The organism is Streptomyces roseoviridis (assembly GCF_039535235.1).
In the GTDB taxonomy this organism is placed as follows: domain Bacteria; phylum Actinomycetota; class Actinomycetes; order Streptomycetales; family Streptomycetaceae; genus Streptomyces; species Streptomyces roseoviridis.
Window position 1 is genome coordinate 6,720,173 of record NZ_BAAAWU010000001.1, and the last position, 25,167, is coordinate 6,745,339.

General features: G+C 74.2%; 22 protein-coding genes and 1 pseudogene. 9 read left to right on the forward strand and 14 right to left on the reverse strand.

Going from position 1 to position 25,167, the window contains the following annotated elements; all coding sequences use genetic code 11:
* Positions 1-180: 180 nt before the first annotated feature.
* The gene (locus ABD954_RS30390; RefSeq protein WP_345490904.1) at positions 181-2,259 is read left to right on the forward strand and encodes a SpoIIE family protein phosphatase; all 2,079 of its coding nucleotides are present in this window, start codon (positions 181-183) and stop codon (positions 2,257-2,259) included.
* A gap of 135 nt (positions 2,260-2,394) precedes the next feature.
* On the opposite strand, the gene ABD954_RS30395 is transcribed toward ABD954_RS30390, so the two are convergent.
* From ABD954_RS30395 to ABD954_RS30415, 5 genes are all read right to left on the reverse strand, one after another.
* Positions 2,395-2,844: an SRPBCC family protein gene (locus tag ABD954_RS30395; RefSeq protein WP_345490905.1), complete on the reverse strand. Its 450-nt coding sequence runs from the start codon at positions 2,842-2,844 to the stop codon at positions 2,395-2,397.
* Between the two features lie 70 nt (positions 2,845-2,914).
* Positions 2,915-3,541: a DinB family protein gene (locus tag ABD954_RS30400; RefSeq protein ID WP_345490907.1), complete on the reverse strand. Its 627-nt coding sequence runs from the start codon at positions 3,539-3,541 to the stop codon at positions 2,915-2,917.
* Between the two features lie 121 nt (positions 3,542-3,662).
* Positions 3,663-4,058 (reverse strand): TOBE domain-containing protein, encoded by a 396-nt coding sequence (locus tag ABD954_RS30405; RefSeq protein ID WP_345490909.1) that lies wholly within the window; start codon positions 4,056-4,058, stop codon positions 3,663-3,665.
* Between the two features lie 90 nt (positions 4,059-4,148).
* Positions 4,149-4,835, reverse strand: coding sequence for an HAD family hydrolase (locus ABD954_RS30410; protein WP_345490911.1), 687 nt, complete (start codon positions 4,833-4,835; stop codon positions 4,149-4,151).
* Positions 4,836-4,865: 30 nt separating this feature from the next.
* The gene (locus ABD954_RS30415) at positions 4,866-5,339 is read right to left on the reverse strand and encodes an Lrp/AsnC family transcriptional regulator (RefSeq protein ID WP_345490913.1); all 474 of its coding nucleotides are present in this window, start codon (positions 5,337-5,339) and stop codon (positions 4,866-4,868) included.
* Positions 5,340-5,584: 245 nt separating this feature from the next.
* Here ABD954_RS30415 and ABD954_RS30420 point away from each other — a divergent pair, with 245 nt between their 5' ends.
* Positions 5,585-7,141, forward strand: coding sequence for an FUSC family protein (locus ABD954_RS30420; RefSeq protein ID WP_345490915.1), 1,557 nt, complete (start codon positions 5,585-5,587; stop codon positions 7,139-7,141).
* A gap of 1,007 nt (positions 7,142-8,148) precedes the next feature.
* Positions 8,149-9,207 carry a lactonase family protein gene (locus ABD954_RS30425; RefSeq protein ID WP_345490917.1) on the forward strand — a complete coding sequence of 353 codons (1,059 nt, stop codon included), beginning with the start codon at positions 8,149-8,151 and terminating at the stop codon, positions 9,205-9,207.
* A gap of 139 nt (positions 9,208-9,346) precedes the next feature.
* Here ABD954_RS30425 and ABD954_RS30430 read toward each other — a convergent pair whose 3' ends face one another.
* Both ABD954_RS30430 and ABD954_RS30435 read right to left on the reverse strand, forming a co-directional pair.
* Positions 9,347-10,264 carry a sirohydrochlorin chelatase gene (locus ABD954_RS30430; RefSeq protein ID WP_345490919.1) on the reverse strand — a complete coding sequence of 306 codons (918 nt, stop codon included), beginning with the start codon at positions 10,262-10,264 and terminating at the stop codon, positions 9,347-9,349.
* A gap of 98 nt (positions 10,265-10,362) precedes the next feature.
* Entirely contained in the window at positions 10,363-11,409 is a 1,047-nt protein-coding gene (locus ABD954_RS30435; RefSeq protein ID WP_382745956.1) for an N-acetylglucosamine kinase, read from the reverse strand.
* 198 nt (positions 11,410-11,607) lie between these two features.
* Between ABD954_RS30435 and ABD954_RS30440 the strand changes: the two genes are divergently transcribed.
* Positions 11,608-12,285, forward strand: a complete 678-nt coding sequence (locus ABD954_RS30440) for a uracil-DNA glycosylase (protein WP_345490922.1) — start codon at positions 11,608-11,610, stop codon at positions 12,283-12,285.
* 107 nt (positions 12,286-12,392) lie between these two features.
* Here ABD954_RS30440 and ABD954_RS30445 read toward each other — a convergent pair whose 3' ends face one another.
* Together ABD954_RS30445 and ABD954_RS30450 are read right to left on the reverse strand one after the other, a co-directional pair.
* Entirely contained in the window at positions 12,393-13,478 is a 1,086-nt protein-coding gene (locus ABD954_RS30445) for a WD40/YVTN/BNR-like repeat-containing protein (protein ID WP_345490924.1), read from the reverse strand.
* Positions 13,479-14,065: 587 nt separating this feature from the next.
* Positions 14,066-14,722 carry a DUF305 domain-containing protein gene (locus ABD954_RS30450; protein WP_345490926.1) on the reverse strand — a complete coding sequence of 219 codons (657 nt, stop codon included), beginning with the start codon at positions 14,720-14,722 and terminating at the stop codon, positions 14,066-14,068.
* 253 nt (positions 14,723-14,975) lie between these two features.
* Between ABD954_RS30450 and ABD954_RS30455 the strand changes: the two genes are divergently transcribed.
* Positions 14,976-16,439, forward strand: coding sequence for an LVIVD repeat-containing protein (locus ABD954_RS30455; protein ID WP_382745958.1), 1,464 nt, complete (start codon positions 14,976-14,978; stop codon positions 16,437-16,439).
* On the opposite strand, the gene ABD954_RS30460 is transcribed toward ABD954_RS30455, so the two are convergent.
* From ABD954_RS30460 to ABD954_RS30475, 4 genes are all read right to left on the reverse strand, one after another.
* Entirely contained in the window at positions 16,397-17,185 is a 789-nt protein-coding gene (locus ABD954_RS30460) for a TetR/AcrR family transcriptional regulator (RefSeq protein ID WP_345490930.1), read from the reverse strand. The two genes, ABD954_RS30455 and ABD954_RS30460, sit on opposite strands and share 43 nt — an antisense overlap.
* A 129-nt stretch (positions 17,186-17,314) precedes the next feature.
* On the reverse strand, positions 17,315-17,989 hold the full coding sequence (locus ABD954_RS30465) for a phosphatase PAP2 family protein (RefSeq protein ID WP_345490932.1): 675 nt from the start codon (positions 17,987-17,989) through the stop codon (positions 17,315-17,317).
* 322 nt (positions 17,990-18,311) lie between these two features.
* Positions 18,312-19,250, reverse strand: coding sequence for a M56 family metallopeptidase (locus ABD954_RS30470; RefSeq protein ID WP_345490934.1), 939 nt, complete (start codon positions 19,248-19,250; stop codon positions 18,312-18,314).
* A 90-nt stretch (positions 19,251-19,340) separates the two neighbouring features.
* Positions 19,341-19,967: a DUF5134 domain-containing protein gene (locus tag ABD954_RS30475; protein ID WP_345490936.1), complete on the reverse strand. Its 627-nt coding sequence runs from the start codon at positions 19,965-19,967 to the stop codon at positions 19,341-19,343.
* A 169-nt stretch (positions 19,968-20,136) separates the two neighbouring features.
* On the opposite strand from ABD954_RS30475, the gene ABD954_RS30480 reads away from it, so the two are divergent.
* Positions 20,137-20,688, forward strand: a complete 552-nt coding sequence (locus ABD954_RS30480) for a GNAT family N-acetyltransferase (protein ID WP_345490938.1) — start codon at positions 20,137-20,139, stop codon at positions 20,686-20,688.
* Between the two features lie 39 nt (positions 20,689-20,727).
* On the opposite strand, the pseudogene ABD954_RS30485 reads toward ABD954_RS30480, so the two are convergent.
* Positions 20,728-21,411: pseudogene (locus ABD954_RS30485) on the reverse strand (glycerophosphodiester phosphodiesterase).
* Between the two features lie 268 nt (positions 21,412-21,679).
* Between ABD954_RS30485 and ABD954_RS30490 the strand changes: the two are divergent.
* The 3 genes from ABD954_RS30490 to ABD954_RS30500 all read left to right on the forward strand — a co-directional run bounded on the left by ABD954_RS30490 (position 21,680) and on the right by ABD954_RS30500 (position 25,001).
* Entirely contained in the window at positions 21,680-23,086 is a 1,407-nt protein-coding gene (locus ABD954_RS30490) for a DUF6421 family protein (protein WP_345490940.1), read from the forward strand.
* Between the two features lie 77 nt (positions 23,087-23,163).
* Entirely contained in the window at positions 23,164-23,925 is a 762-nt protein-coding gene (locus ABD954_RS30495) for an SDR family NAD(P)-dependent oxidoreductase (RefSeq protein WP_345492560.1), read from the forward strand.
* Complete coding sequence (locus tag ABD954_RS30500) at positions 23,922-25,001, forward strand: threonine aldolase family protein (RefSeq protein WP_345492562.1); 1,080 nt, start codon at positions 23,922-23,924, stop codon at positions 24,999-25,001. The genes ABD954_RS30495 and ABD954_RS30500 overlap by 4 nt, the downstream gene beginning before the upstream one ends.
* Positions 25,002-25,167 lie beyond the last annotated feature (166 nt).

Sequence of the window (25,167 nt, forward strand, 5' to 3'; positions counted from 1 at the left end):
ACCCCTCCCCGGGCCCTGCCGGGTGCGGCCGGGTGCGGCCGGGTGGAGCCGGGTGGAGCCGGGAGCGGGTGCGCTCGGCCCCTCTGCGCCACGCCTGCCGGAGACGTCTCGGATAGGGTGATTCGGTAGAGATCGCGGGATGACGCCCCACGGGGCCCGGCCGATGCGTAGGTCGATGCGTTGGACACTCACCAGTCGCCGAGCAGGGTTCCGCAGCCGCCGCGGGCGGCCGTCGGCTACGCGGGCGTGCTCAACGACCTGCTGCCCATCGCGCTGTGGCGCGAGGACGCGCGGGGCCGGATCGTCGAGTGGTCGCTCGCCGCCCAGGACCTGCTCGGATACCGCCCCGAGGACATCATCGGCCGGCCCGCCGCCCCCCTCCTCGTGCCAGACGGCAACCGCGAGCTCGCCGACCGGCTGACCCGCCAGGTCCAGGCCGGCGAGACCGTCGTCGGCACCCTTCCCGTACGGCACCGCGACGGCCACCAGGTCGCCATGGAGATGTGGATCGTGCCCGCCGCCGACCCGGACGGGCGGCCCGGCGCCATGCTGATCGCCTTCGAGACCTCCCAGGTCCTCAAGATGCGCGACTCCCTCGCCGCCCTCGAATCGCTGTTCACCCAGTCGCCCATCGGCCTCGCCACCCTCGGCCCCGACCTGCGCTTCGTCCGCGTCAACGACGCCCTCGCCCGCATGAACGGCGTCCCGCCCGCCGAGCACGTGGGCCGCCGGCTCACCGAGGTCGTGCCCGGCGTCAACGCCGCCGCACTCGAAGCGCTGATGCGCCGGGTCCTCGACACCGGCACCGCCGTCGTGGACGCCCGCAGGGCCGGCCGCACCGCCGCCGACCCCGACCACGACCACATCTGGTCCAACTCCTACGCCCCGCTCCTCGACCACGCCGGCCGGCCCCTCGGCGTCATCGCCTCCCTCATCGACATCACCGAGAGCCAGCAGGCCCACATCGAGGTCGAACGCGCCCGCCACCGCTTCGCCCTGCTCGCCGAGGCGGGGGAACGCATCGGCACCACCCTCGACCTGCGGCAGACCGCGGAGGAGGTGGTCTCCTTCCTCGTGCCCCAGCTGGCAGACTCCGCCGACGTCCAGCTCCTCGAAGCCGTCCTCGACCCCGACGAGTCCACCGCCGCCACCCGGGGAGTGCTGCGCCGGCTCGCCGCCGGTTTCCCCGACCCCACCGCGCCCACCGCCCTCCTCGCCGTCGGGCAGACGTTCCAGATCCCGCTCGACTCCGTCTACGAGGAGGTCATCACCGAGGCCCGCGCCATGGATCTCACCCACGCCGACGTCCCCGCCCTCATCAAGGACCCGCGGCTCGAAGCCCTGCGCCGCTACCTCTCCGCCCGTATCGGCTCCGCCCGGCTGATTCCCCTGGTCGCCCGCGGCAAGGTGCTCGGCACCGTCTCCGTGACCCGGCTCCGCACCCGCGAACCCTTCGACGACGAGGACCGGGTCCTCATGGACGAGGTGGTGGCCCGCGCCGCCCTCAACATCGACAACGCCCGCCTCTACACGACCCAGCGCCAGGCCGCCCTCACCCTCCAGCGCAGCCTCACCAACAACGCCCTGCCCGACGTTCCCGACCTGGAGCTCACCGGCCGCTACCTCCCGGCCAGCGACCACGACGTCGGCGGCGACTGGTTCGACGTGGTCGCGCTGCCCGCCGGGCGGACCGGCCTCGTCATCGGCGACGTCATGGGCCACGGCATCCACGCGGCCGCCGTCATGGGCCAGCTGCGCACCGCCGTCCGCACCCTGGCCCGCCACGACATCCCGCCCGCGCGCATGCTGAGCTCCCTGGACGCCGTCATCGCCGACCTGGGCGAGGACGAGATGGCCACCTGTGTGTACGCCGTCCACGACCCGGCCACCGCCGTGTGGACCGTCGCCCGGGCCGGGCACCCGCCGCCCGCCGTGGTCACCCCGGACGGCGCCGTCACCTTCCTGGACGGCCCGCCCGGCACCCCCCTGGGCACCGGAGCCCATGAGTTCGGCACCGAGGAGGTCACCCTGCACGCGGGCGGCCTGCTCGTCCTCTACACCGACGGCCTCATCGAGGCCCGGGACCGCGACCTCGACCAGGGCATGACCCGGCTCGCCCGGTCGCTGCGGCACATGGACCGGCCGCTCGACGAGCTGTGCGACGAGATCCTGGCCGGCCTCCCCGAGGGGCCGGCACAGGACGACGTGGCGATGCTGATCGCCCGGACGACGCGGGACCGCCCCGCGACCGGGGGCTGACCCGGAGCCCCACGTCGTTCAGCCGCACGTCGTTCAGCGCCGCGCCCTGGCTCGGTCCCGCGTCGTGGCTCGTTCCCGCGTCGTGGCGCGGTCCCGGGTCGCGGCGCCGGCCGCGCGTGGCGGTTCGGGCCCGGGTCACCGGGCGCCGCGCTCCAGGATCTCCTTCAGCTTCTGCTCGTCCCGCGGCATCTCCTTGCGGGCGCGCGGTTTCACGACGAGCGGGACGAGGGCCTTGCCGATGCCGTGGCCCTCGAAGTCGACGGAGAACCTCACCCGCGAGCGCCGCCCGTCGTCGAGCGGCTCGATGGTGCCCCGCACGTCGGGGCGCACCCGGCCGTCCACGCCGTGGACGTGCCAGCTCCGGGGCGGGTCCAGCTCGGTGAGTTCCACGTTCATGTCGACGTCACGGCGCCCCACGTGCCGGGTGACGGTGACCTGCCGGCCGGACCTGCCGGGACCGCCGCCGGTCTGGCGCACCCGTACCGCGCTCTCCTGCCACTCGGGCAGGTGCGAGGGATCGGTGACGTACGAGAACACCTCCTCGGGGGGACGGGAGATGTCGATGGAGGCGTTGATCCTGGACATGTCGCCTCCTTGCCTGCGCGAGGAACGGATCTGTCCCCATCGTCCCACGCGCGGGCCGCTCGGCACAGGCTCAGCGACCGCCGCCGTGCGCCCGGTACAGGTCCCTGAGCAGGGCGATCTCCGCGCCGTGGTGGAGGAGTTCCTGGTTCATCCACCAGACGATGTCCAGGAACGGGTCCTCGGCGTCGCTGCCGTGCGGGTACGTGCTGTGCCCGACGGTGTCCAGGTCGGCGTCGGTCGCCGACAGCAGGGCCTTGCGCCAGCCGTCCGTGGCCGCCTCGAAGTCGGCGACGGCCGAGGCCGCGTCGCCGCGGCTGCGGAAGTCGTCCCGGGTCAGAGCGTGGGTGCCGACCGTGTGGTCGGTGCGCAGCACGAACATCTCGACGAGGTGGCTGAGCCGCCAGGCGAGCGTGGTGAACGGGGCCGGCTCGGGGTGCGGCGGCGGGGCGGTGTCCCGTCCCCACGCGCCGGTGCCCGCCAGCTCGGTGGCGCGCGGCCCGGGGCCGTCCGTGCGGCGGCGCACCGACCAGCAGTCCGCGACCGGCTCCCACAGGTACTCGTCGTCGGTGACCGGTCCCACCGCGACGTCCGTCCCGTTGCCGCTGTCCATCACCGGACCCGTGAGCCGGGCGACGAGCCGTTCGCGGGCGAAGTCGAACTGCTCGAGGAGGGGCACGAGGCGGGGCGGGATCGTCATCGAACGCTCCAGGGGAGAGGGGCACGTGCGTCCCGAACCCTGGCACAGGGGACTCACCCGGGCCACACCTTTTCGGCTCCTGCCGAGGAGGCACCGGTGGGGGCCGGCGGCGGCGCCCCGGTCAGGCGCGGTCGATGTGCACGCTGGTCGACTTCACCCGTGCCGTGGCCTGCATGCCGACTTCCAGCCCCAGTTCCTCGACCGCCTCGCGGGTCAGGAGCGAGACGAGCCGGTGCGGGCCCGCCTGGATCTCCACCTGCGCGGCGACGTCGCCGAGCTTGACCGCCGTCACGATGCCGGGGAACGCGTTGCGCGCCGAGGTGTACGGCTCCTCCTCGTTCCCCGAGTCGCCCCGCGCCAGCTCGACGGAGAACGCGGCCAGGTCGCGGCCGTCGATGAGCCGTCGGCCGCTCTCGTCCCGACGCGTGGCGACCCGGCCGGCGTCGGCCCAGCGACGGGCGGTGTCCGGACTCACGCCGAGCAGGCGGGCCGCCTGCCCGATGGTGTAGAAGTGCATGGGCGCCAGCCTAGGAGGCCGATCCTCGCGTCTGCAAGCAAATCTCAGGCGCTACCCTCGCAGCCGCGACCATCCGCGAGGTCCGCGCCGTCAGTCCTCGGCCAGCCACCGCAGCGCCGCCCCGGCCGTGAAGTCCGCCTGCCCGCCACGCAGGAGCCGGTCGGCGTCGGCGAAGGCCGGATCGTCCGCCGTCCCCGCCACGTACGGCAGCGCCAGGCACCGCATGCCCGCCGCACGCGCCGCCGCCGCGCCCGGCGGCGCGTCCTCCAGGACCACGCACCGCTCCGGTACGGCCCCGAGCCGGCGGGCCGCCTCCAGGAACACGTCCGGCGCCGGCTTGCCGCGCGGCACCTCCTCGGCCGAGACCAGCGTGGCCAGGTACGCGTCCAGTCCGGTTCCCGCGAGCACCGCTTCGATGGCCGACCGAGAGGAGCCCGAGGCCACCGCCATCGGCACCCCGTCCGCGTACAGCCGCTGCACGAACGCCCGCATCTCCGGGAAGACGGGCGTCGAGGCCCGCGCCAGCTCCAGATAGTGACCGTTCGTCGCCGCCAGGAGCGCGTCGAGCGGCGCGTCGACGCCGTAGTGCCCGGCGAGGATCTCCAGGGACTCGCGGGTGCCGATCCCGATGAACCGGGTGTGCTGCTCCCAGCCGAAGTCCTCGCGGGTGACGCCGTACGCGCCGAGCGTCCGCAGGGTCGCCTCGTAGTAGTTGGGCTCGCTGTCCACGAGCGTGCCGTCGAGGTCGAAGATGACGGAGGTGCGCGCGGTGTCCATGCGTCCAGCCTTCCAGAGGAGCCGGCCGGATCAGAGGGTCTTTCGTCCCATGGCCTCGACCAGCGGCAGCAGCCGGTGCGGCACCCGCTCGCGCAGGGCGATCTCGGTGCGGGTGCGGACCACGCCGGGCAACTGGATCAACCGCTGGATGACGTCCTCCAGGTGCCCCGCGTCGCGCGCCACCACCCGGGTCAGCAGGTCCCCGCCACCCGTGATCGAGAACGCCTCCACGATCTCGGGGACGGAGGCGAGCGCGTCCCCCACCTCGTCCAGGTGCCCCTGGGTCACCTCGATGTGGACGAAGGCGAGCACCGGGTGACCGAGCGCCGCGGGGGAGAGCACGGGACCGGTGGCCGTGATCACGCCGTCCCGCTCCAGCCGGTCGATCCGGGCCTGCACCGTGCCCCGGGCCACGCCGAGGATCCGCGCGTACTCCCGCACGCTGGTGCGCGGCTGCTCGATGAGCAGCCGGAGGATGCGGGTGTCGAGCTCGTCCACCGCCATGGTCCGTTGGCTCCCTTCTGGCCGTACTCCCTCTGTTTCCACTGTACCAATGGCGCAGTCCGCGAGCCGCCGGTTGAGCCACTGGGTGGGCGGGTGCTTTCCTTTCGGAAGAGTTGGACAGTTGGCGCCGCGCACGCGCCGGACCGGCGAGGTGGCCGGCCCCCGGACCCGCGGCGCCTTCGTCATGTGTACGTGCGTGTGCGTGAAGAGGGTGTGTGTACGGAAGCGGGGGCGGGACGACCGTCATGAAGAAGGGGAAGCGGGGCCTGGTGGTCGTGGGCAGGGTGCTGCGCCGGACGTGCGTGGCTCCCGATCCGGGCAAGGTACGACTGCGGGTCGCGAGCCGCGCCGTCCTCGGCGTCGCTCTCGCCGTCGCCGCGGCCGAACTGGCCGGTCTCTCTTTGACCGCCTCCATCACGGCGGGCCTCGCCGCGCTGCTCGCGCTGTTCACCGTCGGCGACCCCACCGTGCGCCGCCAGGTGGTCACCACCGCCCTCCTCCCGCTCGTCGGCTTCCCCGTCCTCGCGCTCGCCACCGCCCTGCACGGCGTGCCGCTGCTGCGGGACACCGTGTGGCTCCTCGTCGTCTTCGCCGGGGTGTACGCGCGCCGGTGGGGACCGCGCGGGCACGCGCTGGGCATCTTCGCCTTCATGCAGTTCTTCGTGACCCAGTTCCTCCACGCCGTGCCCGCTCAGCTGCCCGAGCTGTTCGCCGCCGTGCTGCTCGCGCTCGCGGCGGCCGGCGGAGTGCGCTTCGTCGCCTGGTGCATCGAGCGGCGGGTCCCGCCGCCCGCGGCGCCCGCGCCGCTGCCCGGCACGGGCCTCCACCGGCCCACCACCCGACAGGCCTTCCAGGCGACGGCGGCCTGCGCCATCGCCCTCGCCGCCGGCCAGCTCCTCTCCCAGGAACGCTGGTACTGGGCCGTCGGCACCGCCTGGTGGATCTTCGTCAACACCGCTTCGCGCGGCGAGACGCTGGTACGGGGCTTCCGCCGGGTCGTCGGCACCGTCACCGGCATCGCGGCCGGGCTGCTCATCGCGATCCCGCTGGGCGGCGCCCCCGCGCCCACGGCCGCCCTGGTCGCCGTCTGCGTCTTCGGCATCTTCTACACCGCGCCGCTCTCCTACAGCTGGATGATGTTCTTCGTCACCGTCATGGCGGGCCTCCTCTACGGGCTCCTCGGCGTCCTGCACCCGGGGCTGCTGCTGCTCCGCTTCGAGGAGACCGCGGTCGGCGCGCTCGCCGCGGCCGTCGGCGTCGCGCTGCTGCCGGTCACCACGCACGCGGCCACCAACGCCTGGATCCAGCGGGCCGTGACCTGCGTGCACGCCTGCACCACCGCCGCCGCCCGCCGCCTCGCGGGCGACCCGGACGCCGACCCGGCCGCGCACGCCGCCGAACTCGACCTGCTCCTCGCCCGCGCCCGCCTCACCCTGGCGCCCCTCGTCCACCCGATGAGCCCGCTGCGCGCCCGCAAGGCCCGCGCCCGCCGGGTCCTCGCGCTGCTCGACGACTGCGCCCGGGAGATCCGCGGCCTCGCCGCGGTCGCCGCCGACCCCGACGCCTCCCACGACGCCCGCCTGGCGGCGGCGGCCTGGCGCGTCGAGGCCGCCGTCCACGCCCTGGTCCCGTCCGGGCCTGCCGCCACGACCGCCGCCCGCCCCGCCGCACCGGCCCTCCCCGCCCACCACCCGGGCGCCGAGGCCGCCCTGACCCACCTCCACAACCTCGAACGCACCCTCACGGCCCTGGCCACTCCTCTCCGCACCTCCCCCCGCTCCCCTCTGGCCCCGGCGGCCTGACCACCCCGCCCCGGCGGGCAGCGACCCGCCCGCTGCGGCGGCCCGTGCAGGGCTTGCCCGCGCCCGTGTCCGTGCCCGTCACGGTGCGGACGAGCGCGCCACGGGGACGCGCCGCGCTCGGCGAACGTGGACGGAGCCCCCGCGCACCCGCCGGGCCCTCGCCTCGGCGCCCCTGCGCGCGGTGCGGGCCCTGCCGGGCCCTCACGGCGCGCGGGAGCCGGGGGCGGCTCCGGTGCTGTCTCCGCCTGTCGGCGCGCTGTGGGTGCTGCCGGGACCGGGTGTCGGGGGCGTGGGTGCGGTGCGGGCCCTGTCGGGCCCTGGTGGTGCGCGGGTCGGGGCGGCTCCGGTGCTGTCGCTGCCTGTCGGCGCGCTGTGGGTGCTGCCGGGACCGGGTGTCGGGGGCGTGGGTGCGGTGCGGGCCTAGCCGGGCCCTCGTGGTGTGCGGGTCGGGGCGGCTCCGGCGTTGTCGCTGCCTGCACGCCGCGCCGTGGGTGCCGTTGGCCCCCTGCGGCGGCGGCGGCGTCGTCGTGCGTGCGGTGCGGACCCTGCCCGGTGCCGCCGGTGCGCCGGTTCCGGCCGATCACCGAGCCGCCGTCCGGACCCGCCCGCGCCCGTCCGCATCCGTCCGCATCCGTCCGCGTCGCCTGAAGGCGCGCCATGCCGCCCTCTGCCCGTCGGCGTGAGGGCCGCGTGGAGCCGTGGGCGGTCTCCTGGCGCCGCGCCGACGCGAGGGCCCCGGGCCACCCGCCGCCGCACCCGGCGCCGGGGGAGCCGGACGAGGAGGGCGGAGCGCCGCCCCGCACCTTCCGGAACGGGCCTGTGCGCCGGACCTGGGTGCTCCGGTGCCGCCGCCCGACCGCGCCCCGCGACGCGTGCTCGCCGGAGCCCCTTCCGGCCCCGCTCCCCGTACTCGCCCCCTTGGTCTAGACCGCCTGCTACCGTCGCCCCCACGACGACGAGACGACGACGGCCGGTCGGTCCCGGCCGTCCCAGGAAGGGGAGGCGCCGTGGGTGGCACACACGTGGGGCGGGGCGGCGGGGAGCGCCGGGTGCGGGGGTTCGTGGGGTCGTTCACGGGGGCCGGTGGGCCGGGTGTGCTGGCCGTCGAGGTGGACGAGGGGAGTGGCGCGCTGACGCCCACCGGGGCCAGTGACGCCGTCGCCGACCCGTCGTTCCTCGCCCTCGACGGGGACGTGCTGTACGCCGTGTCGGAGATCGACGCCGGCGCCGTCGCGGCCTTCGACGTCACGGGTCCCGCGCCCCGGCCGCTCGGCGCGCCCGTGCCCGTGAACGCCTGCGGGCCGACCCACCTCGCCCTGGCCGCCGGACACGTCCTCACCGCGAACTACACCTCCGGGAGCGTCAGCTCCCTGCCCCGCGCCGCCGACGGCACGCTCGGGCCGGTCACCGGGCAGGTCCGGCACGAGGGTTCCGGCCCCGTCGCCGACCGGCAGGCCGGGCCGCACGCGCACCAGGTGCTGCCCGACCCGAGCGGACGCTGGGTGCTGGCCGTGGACCTGGGCACCGACTCCGTCGTCATCACGGTCCTCGACCCGGCCACCGGCACCCTGTCCCCGCACGGCCTGACCCCCCTGCGCCCCGGGACCGGCCCCCGGCACCTCGCCTTCCATCCGGCGGGCACCCACGCCTACGTCCTGAACGAGCTCGAACCCACCCTGACCGTCTGCCGCTGGGACGCCGGGACGGGCGTCCTCACCCCCCTCGGCGAGACCCGCCTCGTCCCCGAGGGCACCGCACCCGCCTATCCCTCCGAGCTCGTCGTGGCCCCCGACGGCCGCTTCCTCTGGGCCGCCGTACGCGGCACCGACACCGTCGCCGTCCTCGCCCTCGACGCGGACGGTTCCGGCGCCCGGCTGGTCGCCTCCGTGCCGTGCGGCGGCCACTGGCCGCGCGATCTGACCCTCGGCCCCTCGGGGCGGCACCTGTACGCGGCGAACGAGCGTTCCGGCGACGTCACCTGGTTCACCCTCGACCCGGAGTCCGGCGTGCCCGCCCCCGCAGGATCGCTCCCGGCCCCCGCCGCCTCCTGCGTGGTCTTCGGCTGAGGCGCAGGACGGGACACGGGAAGGGCCCGCACCGGAAGCATCCGGTGCGGGCCCTTCCCGTTACGGTCGGCGCACGACGTGGGCGCTAAGCGCCGGCCGGTCATGACCGGTACGGCGGACGCGCGACGTCGGACCGGTGTCAGTGCACCGGCGAGGCCTGCTGCGGCGGGATCCCCAGCGCCACCATGTACTGCGAGAGCACCAGCCGCCCGATCGCCGGGTACGCGCCCAGCGCCTCGGCGGACGCGCAGCCCGCCTCCTTCGCCGCCGCGTCGAGCAGCCCCTCGGCCAGCTCGGGGCCGATCAGGTACGGCGCGAGCGCGAGCTGCTCCGAGCCGGCGGCGCGCAGCTGCTCGGCGATCGACGCGATCGAGCCCTCCTGGTCGAGGGCCGCCGCCATCACCGGCACCGCGAGACGGGCCGCGAGCAGCATGCCGGTGATCCCGGCGGCCTGCACGGCCTCCTCGCCGCCGACCGTGGCCAGGATGATGCCGTCGGCCGCCGTGGCGACCGTGAACAGCCGGGCGCGGTCGGCGCGGGCCAGACCGGCCTCGGACAGCCGCACGTGCAGGGCCTCGGCGAGCAGCGGGTGCGGGCCGAGCACATCGGTCAGCTCGGCGTTGTTGCCGGCGTCCATCACGGCCTGGCGGATCCGCCGGGTCAGGGCGCTGTCGGGGCCGGCGAGCAGCGGCACCACGACCGCCGCGGGGCCCTCGGGAGCGGCGACCTCGCGGCCCGCGGCCACGGCGATCTCGTAGCGCTCCGTGCGCAGGGCGGCGACCCGGGTGAGGACGGTGGTGAGGGTCGGGAACTCGGCGTCGTCGCCGTCCAGGTAGCCGATCACGGCCTCGAGGCCGGGCAGCTCCGAGCGGGCGATGCTCACGACCTCGTCGGCGAGCGAGCGTATGGCGGCCGACGGCGCACCGGGGACGGCGAGAACCAGCGCGGGAGCGCCCTCGGGCGCCGCCACGGGTTCAGGGCGACGGTGCCGCCCGGACTGGCGGGGTCGCGGCATTCGTACAGGCAGCCCGGGAGTGGGCCCAGTGGGGGAGCTCATGGCGCCGCATGCTACTGGTTTTGCCCACGGCCCGGTTCGCTGAGGTGCGGCCCCGAGAGTTCTGCCCGCCTATGTCCGAAGTGGCAGGGAAGGGGTGGTTATCGGGTGAGTTGCAGCAGGCGCGGGTCCTCCGGCAGCCGGACCTCGCCCCGCGCGAGCGCGGCGGCGATCGTCACCGCCCCGGACAGCGGATCGCCCGCCGCGGCGACCACGCGCGCGCCGGGCAGCAGCGCGCCCAGTTCGGCCCGCAGCGGACCGAGCAACGGCTCTCCCAGCCGGAACAGCCCGCCCGCCAGGGCCACTTCGCCCGCGCCCGCAGGCCCGGCCGGACAGACGGCCGCGGCGGCCTCCGCGACATGGCCGGCGGCGCGCTCCAGGATGCCCGCGGCCACCGGGTCGCCGTCGACGGCACAGCCGGCCACGTCCGGTGCGAACGAGGCGAGTACGGCCGGGCGGTCCGTACGCGGATAGAGCGCCGCCGGCAGACCGGCGGCCGGGCCGAACCGCCGCTCGGCGCGGGCGAGGAGCGCGGCGGAGCCACCGCGCCGCCCGTCGTACGCCCGCATCGCCGCCTCGAGACCGGCCCGGCCGATCCAGGCACCGCTGCCGCAGTCGCCCAGGAGATGGCCCCACCCGTCCGCCCGGCGCCAGCCGGACAGGTCCGTGCCGAGCGCGATCAGACCCGTGCCGCCCGCCACGACCGCGCCCGGACGCTGGCCGAGCGCCCCTGCGTACGCGGTGACGGCATCGGCCGCGAGCGCGAGGCGCCGCACGCCCCAGGCCCGTTCGAGCGCGGCCGGCAGCTCGGCCCGCAGCCGGTCGCCGAGCGTGGCCATCCCGGCCGCCCCGACGGCGACCGCCACGATCCGCCCGGCCCCACCCCGCCCCCCGGCCCCGGTGGCCCGCCCCGCCATCGCCTCGACCGCCGGAAGCACCTGCGCCAGCAGGTGCCCCGCGTCGATCCCGCCCGCGCCCGTGCGCACCGGCTCCCTCGACGTCACCGTCTCCAGCACCCGCCCGCCCGGCTCCGCCTCCCCGGCGCCCGCCCGGGCGAGCGCGACCCGCAGCCCCGAACCGCCGGAATCCACCCCGACGACGAGGCCGCCCCCACAGGCGGACACGGGCACGGACTCGGGCTCGGGCAGGGACACGGGCGCGGACGTGGACACGGACTCGGGCAGGGACGCGGGCGCGGGCACGGGCTCGGACGCGCTGGATGACCTCATGGCTCGACTCCCCGGACACGGCGACGGACCTCGGTCCGAAGCCTAGGGGGTGCCTCGCCGGTCAGGACCGGCTCGCGCCGATCGGATTGTCGGTGTGGGCCGGTAGGGTGACTGCCCGTGACAGCACGACCGTTGAGTGAACTCGTAGAGCCCGGCTGGGCCCAGGCACTTGCGCCCGTCGCGGGGCGCATCGCCCAGATGGGAGACTTCCTGCGCGCGGAGATCGCCGCGGGCCGGACCTACCTCCCGGCGGGACAGCACGTCCTGCGCGCCTTCCAGCAGCCGTTCGACGACGTGCGGGTGCTGATCGTGGGACAGGATCCCTATCCCACGCCCGGCATGGCCATCGGCCTCAGCTTCGCCGTCGCCCCCGAGGTCCGCTCCCTGCCCGGCAGCCTCGAGAACATCTTCCGCGAGCTGAACACGGACCTCGGCCTTCCGCGCCCCTCCAACGGCGATCTGACCCCCTGGACCCGGCAGGGCGTGCTGCTCCTCAACCGGGCCCTCACCACCGCTCCCCGCAAGCCGGGCGCGCACCGCGGCGCCGGCTGGGAGGCCGTCACCGAGCAGGCCATCCGCGCGCTGGCGGCACGCGGAAAGCCGCTCGTGTCGATCCTGTGGGGCCGCGACGCCCGCAATGCGCGCCCGCTGCTCGGCGACCTGCCGGCGGTCGAGTCGGCCCACCCGTCCCCCATGTCGGCGGACCGCGGCTTCTTCGGCTCCCGTCCCTTCAGCCGTACCAACGAACTCCTGCTGCGCCAGGGCGCCCAGCCCGTCGACTGGAGCCTTCCCTAGCCGCACCCGGCGACGCGGCTCCCGACCGGCTGCACCGCCTCACCGACGTCTCCGCCTCGCCGGCTGCACACCACCTCACCGACGGCACCGCCCCACCGGCCCGCCGCTCAGCCGATCACCGCCGCCCGTACGCACAGGACGTCGGGCAGGTGGTCGGCGAGCAGCCGCCAGCTGTCGCCGTCGTCCGCGCTCGCGTACACCTCCCCGTTGCGGTTGCCGAAGTACACGCCCGCCGGATCGCCGCCGTCCGTGCACAGGGCGTCGCGCAGCACCGTGCCGTAGTGGTCGCCCTCGGGAAGGCCCGTGGTGAGGGGCTCCCAGGTCTTGCCGGCGTCGGTCGTGCGGTAGACGCGGCAGCGCCGTTCGGCGGGGACGCGGTCGGCGTCGGCGTTGATGGGGAACACGTAGGCGGTGTCCGGCCGGTGGGGGTGGGCGGCGACGGCGAAGCCGAAATCGGACGGCAGTCCGCCGCCGATGTCCGTCCACCGGCCCCCGCCGTCGTCGCTGCGGAACACGCCCCAGTGGTTCTGGAGGTAGAGCCGGTCCGGATCGCCCGCGTCCTGGGCGATCTTGTGCACGCACTGGCCGAACTCCGGGTGCGGGTCGGGCAGGAACACCGCCGACACGCCCTCGTTCGAGGGCGCCCAGCTCGCGCCGCCGTCCTTGGACCGGAAGACCCCGGCGGTCGACACCGCCACCGTCACCGCGTCCGGGTCGCGCGGGTCGGTGACGACCGTGTGCACCGCCTCGCCGCCTCCGCCCGGCACCCACCGGTCGCGGGTGGGGTGCTCCCACAGCGGGCGCACGAGCTCGAAGGACTCCCCGCCGTCGGCGGATCTGAACAGCGCGGCCGGCTCCGTCCCCGCGTACACGACGTCGGGGGAGTGGCCGGGCGCGGGGTGCAGCTGCCACACCCGCTCCAGCGAAGCCCCCGTGTCCTCGGGAAACCTGACCGCCGGACGGGCCGGCTCGGTCCAGCTCGCACCGAGGTCGTCGGAGTGGAAGACGGAGGGCCCCCAGTGCGAGCTGTCGCCGCCGACGAGGATCCTGGGAGTGGCGCGGCGCGTATCGATCCCGAGCGAATAGATCGCCTGCGCGTTGAAGTGCGGGTCGTCGAACTCCCACCGGCCGTCTCGCCCGCGGCCGATGAACAGACCCTTGCGGGTGCCTACGGTCAGTAGCACGTCGGTCATGCCGACACCTCCATGACGCCGTTGTCGCGGATACGGGCCAGTCTGCACCCGACCACTGACAACGGCCCTCGGAGACGCCTCGGCCCCAGGTGGGAGGCGTGTTGCGGCACCGTCGCGTCCGTCCCCGGCCCGGCGGTGCGGGCCGCGACTCCTCCTCGCCGGCCACGCCGCGTACGGGGCCCGGGACGCCCTGCGCACCGAGGAGGCGGACTGCCCGCTGGTCGTGGCGGACGGCAGGATCGCCGTGCGGACCCACTGGCAGGACCCCTCGGCGGAGGCATCCTGCCCGCACGCGGGCGTACGGGCCGCTCCGCCGGCACGGCGCGGGCGCCGCCGCGTGGACGTCGCCTGCCCGGACGGCTCTCGGCTGACGGTCCGCGCGTCCCGGCCCGCGTCCGCCTCCGACTCTCACCCCGCCTCGCCCCACCGCGCCCGGCCCCGCAGCTCGCCCGCCCGTCTCCCCGCCCCCGCAGCTCGCCCGCCTCCGCCACCCGCTCGCACCCGGGCCCACCCGCGGCCCCGCTCCCGCAGCGCTACCCGGGCCCATGCGCGGCCCCACCCCCGTAACGCCGCCCGCAGCGCCCCCTCTACAGCGACCGCATCCGGTCGATCTCCACCGCCTGCTGGGCGATCACGTCATTGGCCATCTCCTCCACCAGGACGTTGTTGCCCTGTCCGAGTACCTCCGCGGCCATCGTCACCGCGCCCTCGTGGTGGGTGATCATCAGCTTCAGGAAGAGGGTGTCGAAGGCCCGTCCCTCGGCGGCCCTCAGTTCGGCGAGCTGGGCCTCGGTGGCTATGCCGGGCATGGTGTGGTGGTCGTGGCCGGGCAGCGGCCGCCGGCCGCCGTTGGCCGTCAGCCAGCCCTCCATGGCTCCGATCTCGGGACCCTGAGCGGCGGCGATCCGCTCCGCGACCTTCCTCACCTGCGGCGACCCCGCCCGCTTCGGTGCCAGCGCGGTCATCGTGAGCGCCTGCCGGTGGTGCTCGATCATCATCTGGACGTAACGGAAGTCGGCGCTGTTGGGCCGCTCGTCCGGCAGCATCCGGGCCGCCTCCTCCGGCGAGACGCGTCGGGCCGGCTCGCCCGGCCTGCCCGGCGCCACGACCATCGGCCCGCCCGAACTCCCGGAAGGTCCCGCGCCCTTGTCCGTGCCGGGCGCCGACTCGCAGGCGCCGAGGGCGAGTACGGCGGTGGCGCTGACCAGCACGGCGACGGTGCGGCGGACACGGCGGTTCGGCAAGGCGACCTCCACGGGAACGGCTGCAACTCGGGTCACACGGGTCACTCGGGACTGTCGGAGCGTGCGGCGGAACTTCATGACGTTCGTGTTGCCATCTGTTGAGATGTGCACGCCAAGGACCATACTGCCGAGGTCCATCCGTCGTTCAGCTGTGAACGGAAGTCCCAGAGAGGACGGAGTGACTTCGTTGCGTACCACGAGTACCCCGCGCAGACGGATCAGAAGCCTGGGTGTGGCTACCGCCGCCGCCGGAATGCTGGTCAGCCTGCTCGCCGCAGGACCCGCGGCCGCCACACCCGGCCCGGGTGACCTCCCCGTACCGGACACCGTCAGCGCGGAGCGTGCGGCGAGCGCCCGGGCCGCCGTCGCGAGCGGTGAGATACCCGGTGTGGACGAGATCGTCCACACCCCCAACATCGAACACCTCGCCAACATCCCCAAGGACGCCCTCAAGGGCACCAACTCCGACCTGGCCTTCCAGGGCCGGTACGCCTTCGCCGGCAACTACGACGGCTTCCGGATCTTCGACATCAGCGAGCCGAGCTCACCGAAGACCGTGGCCCAGGTGCTGTGTCCGGGATCCCAGAACGACATCTCCGTCTCCGGCAACCTCCTGTTCCTCTCCACCGACTCCTCCCGCAGCGACGACTCCTGCGCCAGCGTCTCCCAGCCCGCCACGGTCAAGGAATCGTGGGAGGGCATGAAGATCTTCGACATCAGCGACATCTCCAACCCGCGGTACGTCGCAGCCGTCGAGACCGCCTGCGGATCGCACACCCACACCCTGCTGCCGAAGCGGGACGACGTGTACGTGTACGTCTCCTCGTACGCGCCCAACGCGGCCTTCCCGGACTGCCGGCCGCCGCACGACGGCATCTCGGTCATCAAGGTGCCGCGCGAGGCGCCCGAGCGGGCCGCGGTCGTCTCGTTCCCCGTCCTCTTCCCCGGTGAGGGCCCGGACGGCGGCGGCAACCCCGGCGCCCCCACCAACCCCGGAGTCTCCAAGACCACCGGCTGCCACGACATCACCGTGCTCCCCGGGGAGGACCTCGCCGCCGGAGCCTGCATGGGCGACGGCATCCTCTTCGACGTCAGGGACCCGGTCAGGCCCAGGGTCATCGACCAGGTCCAGGACAACGTCAACTTCGCCTTCTGGCACTCCGCCACCTTCAACCAGAAGGCCGACAAGGTCGTCTTCGCCGACGAGCTCGGCGGAGGCGGCGCGGCCACCTGCAACGCGGAGGTGGGCCCCAACCGCGGCGCCAACGGCATCTACGACATCGTCGGCAAGGGCGACGGGCGCAAGCTCGTCTTCCGCAGCTACTTCAAGATCTCCCGCCACCAGGCCGACACCGAGAACTGCGTCGCCCACAACGGCTCGCTGATCCCGGTCCGGGGCAAGGACATCATGGTCCAGTCCTGGTACCAGGGCGGCGTCTCCGTCTGGGACTTCACCGACTCCCGCCGGCCGAAGGAGATCGCCTACTTCGAGCGCGGCCCGATCTCGACGACCACGCCCGTCGGCGGCGGCTCCTGGTCCGCCTACTACTACAACGGCCACATCTACTCGAACGACATCGCCAAGGGCTTCGACGTCCTGAAGCTCTCGGACAAGCGCACCGACAAGGCGCAGCGGGTCCGGATGCACGAGCTCAACGCCCAGACGCAGCCGGACTACTTCCGCGACTTCGACCGGGCCTCCGGCGCGGACGACTGATCCGGTCCGGGGGGCCCGGCCTGCTCCGCCGGCCACTCCGGCTCGCACGGCCGGTCCGGCACCCGGACCGCCCGCGGGCCCAGCTGGACCGGCACCCGGGCCGGACGGCCGCGTAACACCGGGTGCACCACCTGCGTGCCGTCGGGCGGACCTCCGCCCGGCGGCACGCCCTGCTCCCAGTCCAGCCCGTACCGCTGGAACAGCTCCGCCCGCAGCCGGGGCATCGGCATCGGCGCGCCGGGCAGCAGCACCGCGAACACCGCGCCCATGAGCAGGGCCCGCAGCAGCGGGTAGTCCCGGTCGACGTCGTCGGTGCCGTAGCGGGCCACGGTCTCGCGCAGCAGCGCGGCCAGCCGCTGCTGCTCCGGACACTGCACGAAGCCCTCCGCCTGCAGGATGCCGGCCATGTGCGTGCGCATGAGCACCGGCCGGTCCTCGGCGAGCCCCAGGATGGCGTCGATGGCCCGCGCGAGCAGTTCCCGGCCGTCCTCGGTGCGCGGCTCGCGCTCCAGCGCCTCCTCCAGCGTGAGGTGCATCAGCCGGTGCACGGCGGACTGCAGCAGCTGCCGCTTCCCCGGGAAGTAGTACGAGATCAGCCCCCGTGCCGAGCCGGCCCGGCCGGCGATGTCGCCGAGCGTCGTGGCCTCGTAACCCCGCTCCGAGACCAGCTCCACGGTGGCCGTCAGGATCCGCTCGCGCGAACGCCGCCGGAGCTCTTCATTGACCGATGCGCTACGCGGGGACATGCTGGACTCCTGCGTTGACTGGCTCGCAGCCAATATACTCAGCGCGACCTGCCGTCGTGCCCTCGTGGCCGGTGGTGGGGCATGCCGTCTGTTCTGGGCGACGCGGGGGATCGTCCAGAACAGGCGGCTTCATCGTGTTTCTCCCATTCTGCTCCCCTTGTCGGGTCCGGTGGTCGGCGGTCTGCGGACGTCGCGGCGCCGGTACGTGACGACGGCCACGGCCACGCAGCACCAGCCCAGGAGCCAGCCGCCGAGCACGTCCGACGGCCAGTGGACGCCCAGGTAGACCCTGGTCCAGCCGACTCCGGCCACCGACACCACCGCGAGGCCGGTGAGCGCGCCCCAGCCCCTGTGGCCCTCGCGCCAGTGCAGCGCCAGCACCCACAGCAGCAGTCCGCAGCTCACCATCGCCGCCATGGCGTGGCCGGACGGGAAGGCCGGGAAGTGCGCCGAGTCCACCGGATCGGGCCAGCTCGGCCTCGTGCGCCCCACCGCGACCTTCAGACCGTGCTGGAGGGCCCACGCCAGGACGCTGGTGACCGCCACCCACAGCGCGAGCCGGCGCTCCCGGCGCCACCACAGCGCGAGGGCGGTCGCGGCGGCGAGCGTGCGCATGGTCCACGGATCCCACACCCAGTCCGACAGCACCTGGTTGAGCCGGGTGAATCCCGGCTCGGCGACCGCACTGCGGTGCAGCGCGCCGCTCACGTCCCGGTCCAGCGACAGCAGCGGGGACCACCCGACGGCCACCCCGACGAGCAGCAGGACGGCCAGGGCACCGGTGACGAGGGCGGAGATGCGCATGGGCCGATCCTGCCCCACCAGCGCGTTTCCACGTGTCCGCGCGGCGGGTCTGTCGAAGGTGTGCGCCCGTCCGGCGACGCCGGTGGTCGGACGTGTGCGCCCGTCCGGCGACAGCGGCGGTCGGACGTGTGCGCCCCTCCGGCGACCCCGGTGGTCTGACGTGTGCGCCCGTCCGGCGACGCCTGTGGTCTGACGCCCGTCCGGCGACCCCGGCCCGTATCCCGGCGGCCCGGCCCCCTTCCCGCGCGCCGCCGGGCCGGCGTTCCGTGGCCCGGCCAGCCGGCCCCGTGGGGCCGGTCGGGCCCTTCGCCGGGAGAGCCCCCTATCCCAGCGCCGTCAGCGCGGGGACGAACGCCACCAGGATCGGGACGACCGGGACCAGGGCCGCTGCGGCCGTCAGGCGCAGCCGACGGCCCGCGGTGAGGCGCGGCGTGGCCGTCAGCAGGCGGTTGACGCGCTGCGGGAGGTCGGCGTCCGGGGTCTGACCCGGGCCGAACACGCCCCGGTCCTCGTTGAGTTCGACCAGGGCCAGGGCGATCGTCAGCCGCCCGAAGCGGCGGGAGGCCACGTCGTCCGCCGCCAGCTCCACCAGCCGGTGCATCTCGCCCCGGAAGGCGGCGAACACCGGGACGCCCGGGAAGCCGGTCGCGAGGGCCGTCGCGCAGTGCAGCAGCCAGTCGTGGCGCGCCCGGGCGTGTCCCTGCTCGTGCGCGAGGACGGCGTCGAGCTGACGGCCCTTGAGGCGGCGCAGCGCGGCGGTGGTGATGACCAGGCGCGGTGTCCCGCCGGGCAGCCACCAGGCACCCGGGCGTTCCTCCTCCAGGACCACCAGGCGCTCGCTGTCGGCGGGCTCCTCGCCGGGCAACACGGGCGCGCGCACCAGCAGTTCCCGGCGCCGCTGGCGGCGGCGGGCCCGGGCCCGGCCGATCTCGCGGCCCAGCATCGCCCCGCTCCACAGGCCGCCGGCAGCGAGCAGCACGGCCAGCGCCGCCGACCAGGGCCCGTGGGTGCCGAGCTCGTACGCCTCGATCACCGCGCTCGGCGCGGACCCGAAGACCGGGCCCCGCACGACCTGCCAGGCGGCCGCCGCGCTGAAGGTCATCGACAGCGCGAAACTCAGCAGCGTCGCCGCGACGACGCACTGCCACACCCACAGCGCCACCACGGGCTCCCGTTCCACCCAGTCCGCCCGGGACAGCAGCCGCGGGGCGCCGACGGCGGTCAGGACGCCGAGCGCGAGGAGGGCGAGGGAGACCAGCATGGCGCCACCCTACGAGCGCGGTACGGACAGGGGTATGGGCTTGGAGATCAAGTGACGTACGCCACGGTTTCATCCCGTCGCACCGGCACCTCAGAGCGTGAGGAGCATCGCCAGCATCGCGAGCGCCATGGACAGCCGGCACACCAGCGTCAGCTCCGCTCCGCCCGGCGCGGCCACGCCGCCCGCCGCGAGCACCCCACCCCGCCCGCTCACGCCGCCCGCCGCCCCGGGCGCGTCCGCCGCCGGCGCGGCCACCGGGACCAGCCGCGCGCCCGAACGCAGCACGTACACCCCGTAGTAGACGATCAGCGCGCCCGTCAGCAGGGGTATGCCGGAGCCGGCGGCCGGGCCGCCGTGCCCCGCTCCGTGCGCCCCGTGCCCGCCGCCGGGTGCTGCGGCCATCGCCACGGCCATGTAGACCATCGCGAGCGAGCCGACCAGATGGTGCAGATGGTGACGCCCCCGCCGGAACGCCCCGGCCAGTCCGTGCAGCGCCGCGGCTCCGAACACCGCCGCGTACAGCGCCCAGGCCCACTCCGGTGGGCTCAGCACCGCCGCGGGCAGGGCCATCGCCGCCATGCCGAAGCCCATCACGGCCTCGCTCACGGCCGCCACGCGGTCCTCGCCGGCGCTGCCGCGCGTCCGCCACAGGCAGTACGCCCCGCTGGCCGCGCACAGCACCACCAGCAGCCAGCCGGACAGAGCCGGTCCGTGCACGCCGGACACCCCCCTCCCCTCGGTCCCACCGACTGCATGCCCGGCGACCGCCGCACCCACGCGGGCGCAGGGACGCGCACAGGCGTACGAGGGGGAGCGTGGGGCGCGCGTTAGGCTCGGGGCGATCGCGTCCGCCGATCGTCAGCGCCCGAGGGGAGACCCGCACACCATGGACACCGCCGCGCCCCGGCACACCGACCTCCTCACCTACCGGGACGCCGTCCTGGACGACGTCCCCGTGCTCGTGCCGCTCGTCGAGTCCGCCTACCGGGGCGACTCCAGCAGGGCGGGCTGGACGACGGAGGCGGACATCCTCCAGGGGCAGCGGACGGACGCGGCGGGTGTCGAGGCCGTCATCACCACGCCCGGCAGCCGGCTGATGGTGGTGGAGCGGGACGGCGGGATCGTCGCCTGCTGCCAGCTGGAACACCGCGGCGAGGCCGCCTACTTCGGCATGTTCGCGGTCCGCCCGGAGCTCCAGGGCGCCGGTCTCGGCCGGCGGATCATCGCCGAGGCCGAGCGCCGGGTGCGGGAGCTGTGGGACGTGCGCGAGATGCACATGACGGTGATCTCGGTGCGCGAGGAGCTGATCGCCTGGTACGAGCGCCGGGGCTACCGCCGTACGGGCCGGACGAGCCCCTTCCCGTACGGCGACGAGCGGTTCGGCGTGCCGCAGCGCGACGACCTGGAGTTCGAGCTCCTCGTGAAGGAACTGGTCTGACCCCCGGCGCACCGGGGCAGCGCCGGCCGGGGCGGCCGCTCAGGCGGTGAAGCGGCCCGTGCGCCGGATCTCCGGCCGGTCCGTCGTGGCGCCGTCGAGTCCGAGGGCCCGGGCGAGCCGCAGGTCGTCCTGGGTGTTCACGACCCAGCCGATCACCCGCAGGCCCGCCGCGTGCGCCCGGTCGACGGTGTCCAGGGTGAGGTGCCGGATGTTCAGGACGAGCGCGCCCGCGCGCACGGCGAGGGCGCGCTCCACCACGTCGGCCTGCTGATGGTCGGCGACGAGCGCGGTGCGCACGCCGGGGACGAGGCCCCTGATCTCCGCGAGCGCCTCGTCGTGGAAGGAGAGGACCTCCACCCGCGGGGTGAGGGCGCGCTCGTTGATGACCTCGGCCAGGGCCCGTGCCGCGGCCACGTCCTTGATCTCGGCCTGGATCGGGGCCCGGACCGCTTCCAGGACCTCCTCGAAGACGGGGACGCGTTCCCCTTAGCCCGCGTCCAGCTCGCGCAGCTCCGCGAGGGTCTTGGCGGCGATCGGCCCGGTGCCGTCGGTGGTGCGGTCGACGTCGGCGTCGTGCATGACGACCAGGGCGCCGTCCTTGCTGAGGTGGAGGTCGAGCTCGATGGCGTCCATGCCGGCCTGCTCGGCGTGGACGAAGGAGCGCAGGGTGTTCTCGGGCTCGACGCCCATGACTCCGCGATGACCGATGGTGAGGAAACTCAAGATCTTCTCGCTTCCGTCGGGGGCCGGCCGCGGCTGTTCCGGTCCGGGCGCGGCTCGGGGCGGCTCGGGGCGCAGCCTAGTGGACGGGGGCAAAACGGAAGGCTTTGGCGCGGAAGCCCGCTTTTCTCGTCATGCGGGCCCGCTCGACAGGAAAATTCGCGGCGAGGAGGGGGGTGGCGCAGGATAATTTCTCTTACCCCCTCTTGCGGGGAAGAACCATGGATGCATACGGTGTCTTGACGCAAGGTTCTCCTGTGGAGGAAGAGGCATGACGGAAATTCTTGTGCAGGACGTGACCGGTGGGGGGACTTCCACCGACGCTCCGGTGATCGACCACCCTGCATGGCCCGAGCTCAAGAATGCCGTGGAGGAGCTCCGCCCCTGGCAGAGCGCGGACGGCTCCATCGACTTCGCGGCGGAGGGCGCGCCGACCCGTGCCCACGCCGAGCAGACCGTCGAGCGCATCGTCGCCGCGGTCGAGCGGCTCTCCCCGCTGCTCCCGCACGACGCCGCCTACCACGAGGCGCTCGTCGCCGACCTGCGCAAGTGGGCCGAGGGCGGCTTCGAGGTCCCCGACTTCCTGGACGCGCTGCTCGCCTTCCAGCCGGCCGCGAACCGCGTGGACGGGCTCCAGCACCTCGTCGTCTTCCCCATGTACACCCAGAACGGCAACCCGGACCGCAACCTCGAAGCGGTCGTGCTGCGCATGGTGTGGCCGCAGTGGCTCTCCGAGCTGGAGGCCACCCGCTACGACAACCCGCTGTTCTGCGGCATCACCTTCGAGGACTTCACGGCCGGCTACGACACCCACTCGGCCGTCCTCTTCCCCGAGACCATCGCCGTGCGCGAGGCCCCGGCCCGCTTCAGCTGGGGCGGCATCTTCTGCGACCGCGAGGCGGCCCGCTTCCGCAAGGTCACCGGCGCGGCCGTCGACATCCTCGGCATCGACCTGCCCGAGGACATCGCCGCCATGGTCGAGGACCAGGAGCGCTGCGAGAAGGCGTTCGTCCTGTGGGACATGGTCCACGACCGCACCCACAGCCACGGCGACCTGCCCTTCGACCCGTTCATGATCAAGCAGCGCCAGCCGTTCTGGATGTACGGCCTGGAGGAGCTGCGCTGCGACCTCACCGCCTTCAAGGAGGCCGTGAAGCTGGAGGCCGAGGGCAACGCGCACGGCCGTGACGTGCAGTACGCGGTGCTCTTCGACCGGATGTTCCGCTTCCCCGTCTCCGGCGACCGCAACCGCAACTACGACGGTCTCGGCGGCCAGCTGCTCTTCGCGTACCTCCACAAGCACGACGTGGTGCGCTGGACCGACAACACGCTGAAGATCGACTGGCAGCGGGCCCCCGAGGTCACCAACCAGCTCTGCGGCGAGATCGAGCAGCTGTACCGCGACGGCATCGACCGCCCCAAGCTCGTCCACTGGTTCAAGGCGTACGAGCTGGTCTCCACCTACCTCGCGCCGCACCCGGGCTCCACCTGGGCCAAGGGCCCCGACGCCCTGGACCTGACCCAGCCGCCGCGCAAGCTCGTGGACGACGTGCTTCCGGACGAGTTTCCGCTCAGCATGTTCTATGAGGCCCTTGCCAAGAAGCTCAAGGGCGTGATCGCCTCCACCAAGGGCATCACCGCCGCGAAGGCCGCGCGCACCGAGCAGGTCGCCGCGTGACCGACGTGACCGAGGCGGCACGGGCGAAGGACGGGTCCGCAGGGCCCACCCAGGCGACGGAGCAGGAGGCGACGACCATGATCGGCAACGGAAACGGCGGAGCGCTGGACGGAGCCGTCGTGGCGGTCGCCGGCGCGGCCGGACCCGCGGGCCGCGCGGCGCTCCTGCGCCTCGCCGAGGCGGGGGCGACCGTCGTCGCCTCCGACGCCGACCCGGCGCGGCTCGCCGAAGCGGTCGACGCCGCCCGCTACGCCCACGGCGGCGCCACCGTCACCGGCGACACCGTCGACCTGCTCGACCTGGACGCCACCCGCGAGTGGGCCGACAAGACCGAGAAGGAGTTCGGCCGGATCGACGGTCTGGTCCACCTCGTCGGCGGCTGGCGCGGCAGCCCCTCCTTCCCGGAGACCGACCTGAAGGACTGGGACTTCCTGGAGAAGCTCCTGGTGCGCACGGTCCAGCACACCTCGCTGGCGTTCCACGACGGTCTGCTGCGCAGCGGCGGCCGCGGCCGCTACGCCCTGATCAGCCAGGTCGGCGCGCACAAGCCGGTCGCGGGCAACGCCGCGTACAACGCGGGCAAGGCCGCCGCCGAGGCGTGGACGCTCGCCCTCGCGGACTCCTTCCGCAAGGCGGGGGGCGAGGACGGCCCGCAGGCGGCTGCTGCGATCCTGGTGATCAAGGCACTGGTGCACGACGCCATGCGCGCCGAGCGCCCGAATGCGAAGTTCGCGGGCTTCACCGACGTCACGGACCTGGCCGACGCCATCGCCGGACTGTGGGACAGGCCCGCCGAGGAAGTGAATGGACAGCGCCTGTGGCTGACCCCCAAGCCGTGACCACGGCCCTGGGCTCCAGGACCGACGCCCGTCGTCACCACGACCCGTCGGTCCGGGGCTTCGCCAGCGACAACTACGCCGGCGCCCACCCGGAGGTCCTCGCGGCCATCGCCCTCGCCAACGGCGGCCACCAGGTCGCCTACGGCGAGGACCAGTACACCGACCACCTGCAGCGGATCATGCACAGCCACTTCGGCCCCTCGGCCGAAGCCTTCCCGGTCTTCAACGGGACCGGGGCCAACGTGACCGCCCTGCAGGCGCTCACCGACCGCTGGGGCGCGGTCATCTGCGCCGAGTCCGCGCACATCAACGTGGACGAGGGCGGCGCGCCGGAGCGGATGGGCGGTCTGAAGCTGCTCACCGTCCCCACGCCGGACGGCAAGCTCACCCCCGAGCTCATCGACCGGCAGGCCTGGGGCTGGGAGGACGAGCACCGGGCGATGCCCCAAGTCGTCTCGATCACCCAGAACACCGAGCTCGGCACCGTCTACACGGTCGACGAGATCCGCGCCATCGTCGAGCACGCCCACTCCAAGGGCATGAAGGTCCACCTCGACGGCGCCCGCATAGCCAACGCGGCCGCGTCCCTGAACGTGCCCATGCGGGCGTTCACCAACGCGGTCGGCGTCGACGTCATCTCGTACGGCGGCACCAAGAACGGCATGCTGTTCGGCGAGGCCGTGGTCGTCCTCAACCCGGACGCGGTCAGCCACATGAAGCACCTGCGCAAGCTGTCCATGCAGCTCGCCTCCAAGATGCGCTTCGTGTCGGTCCAGCTGGAGGCGCTGCTCGCCAAGGACCTGTGGCTGCGCAACGCCCGGCACGCCAACGCGATGGCCCAGCGCCTCGCGGAGGGCGTGCGGGGCGTGGACGGGGTGGAGATCCTCTACCCGGTCCAGGCGAACGCCGTCTTCGCGCGGCTCCCGCACGACGTCAGCCGCCGCCTCCAGGAGCGCTTCCGCTTCTACTTCTGGGACGAGGCGGCCGGTGACGTGCGCTGGATGTGCTCCTTCGACACGTCGGAGGACGACGTGGACGCGTTCCTCCAGGCGCTGAAGGAGGAGATGGCGCGCTAGCGGCCGGCTCCAGGCATGCAGGGGATGCGGTCGGATGGAAGCCATGGGCTTCCGTCCGGCCGCTTTCCTGTGTGCCCGATCACGGAACTCATCCGGTGGAACCCGGACGCCTGTGCCTGCCCGACGACAAGTGCGGCCGTCGACCACGGGCGCCGCGACGTCCGTG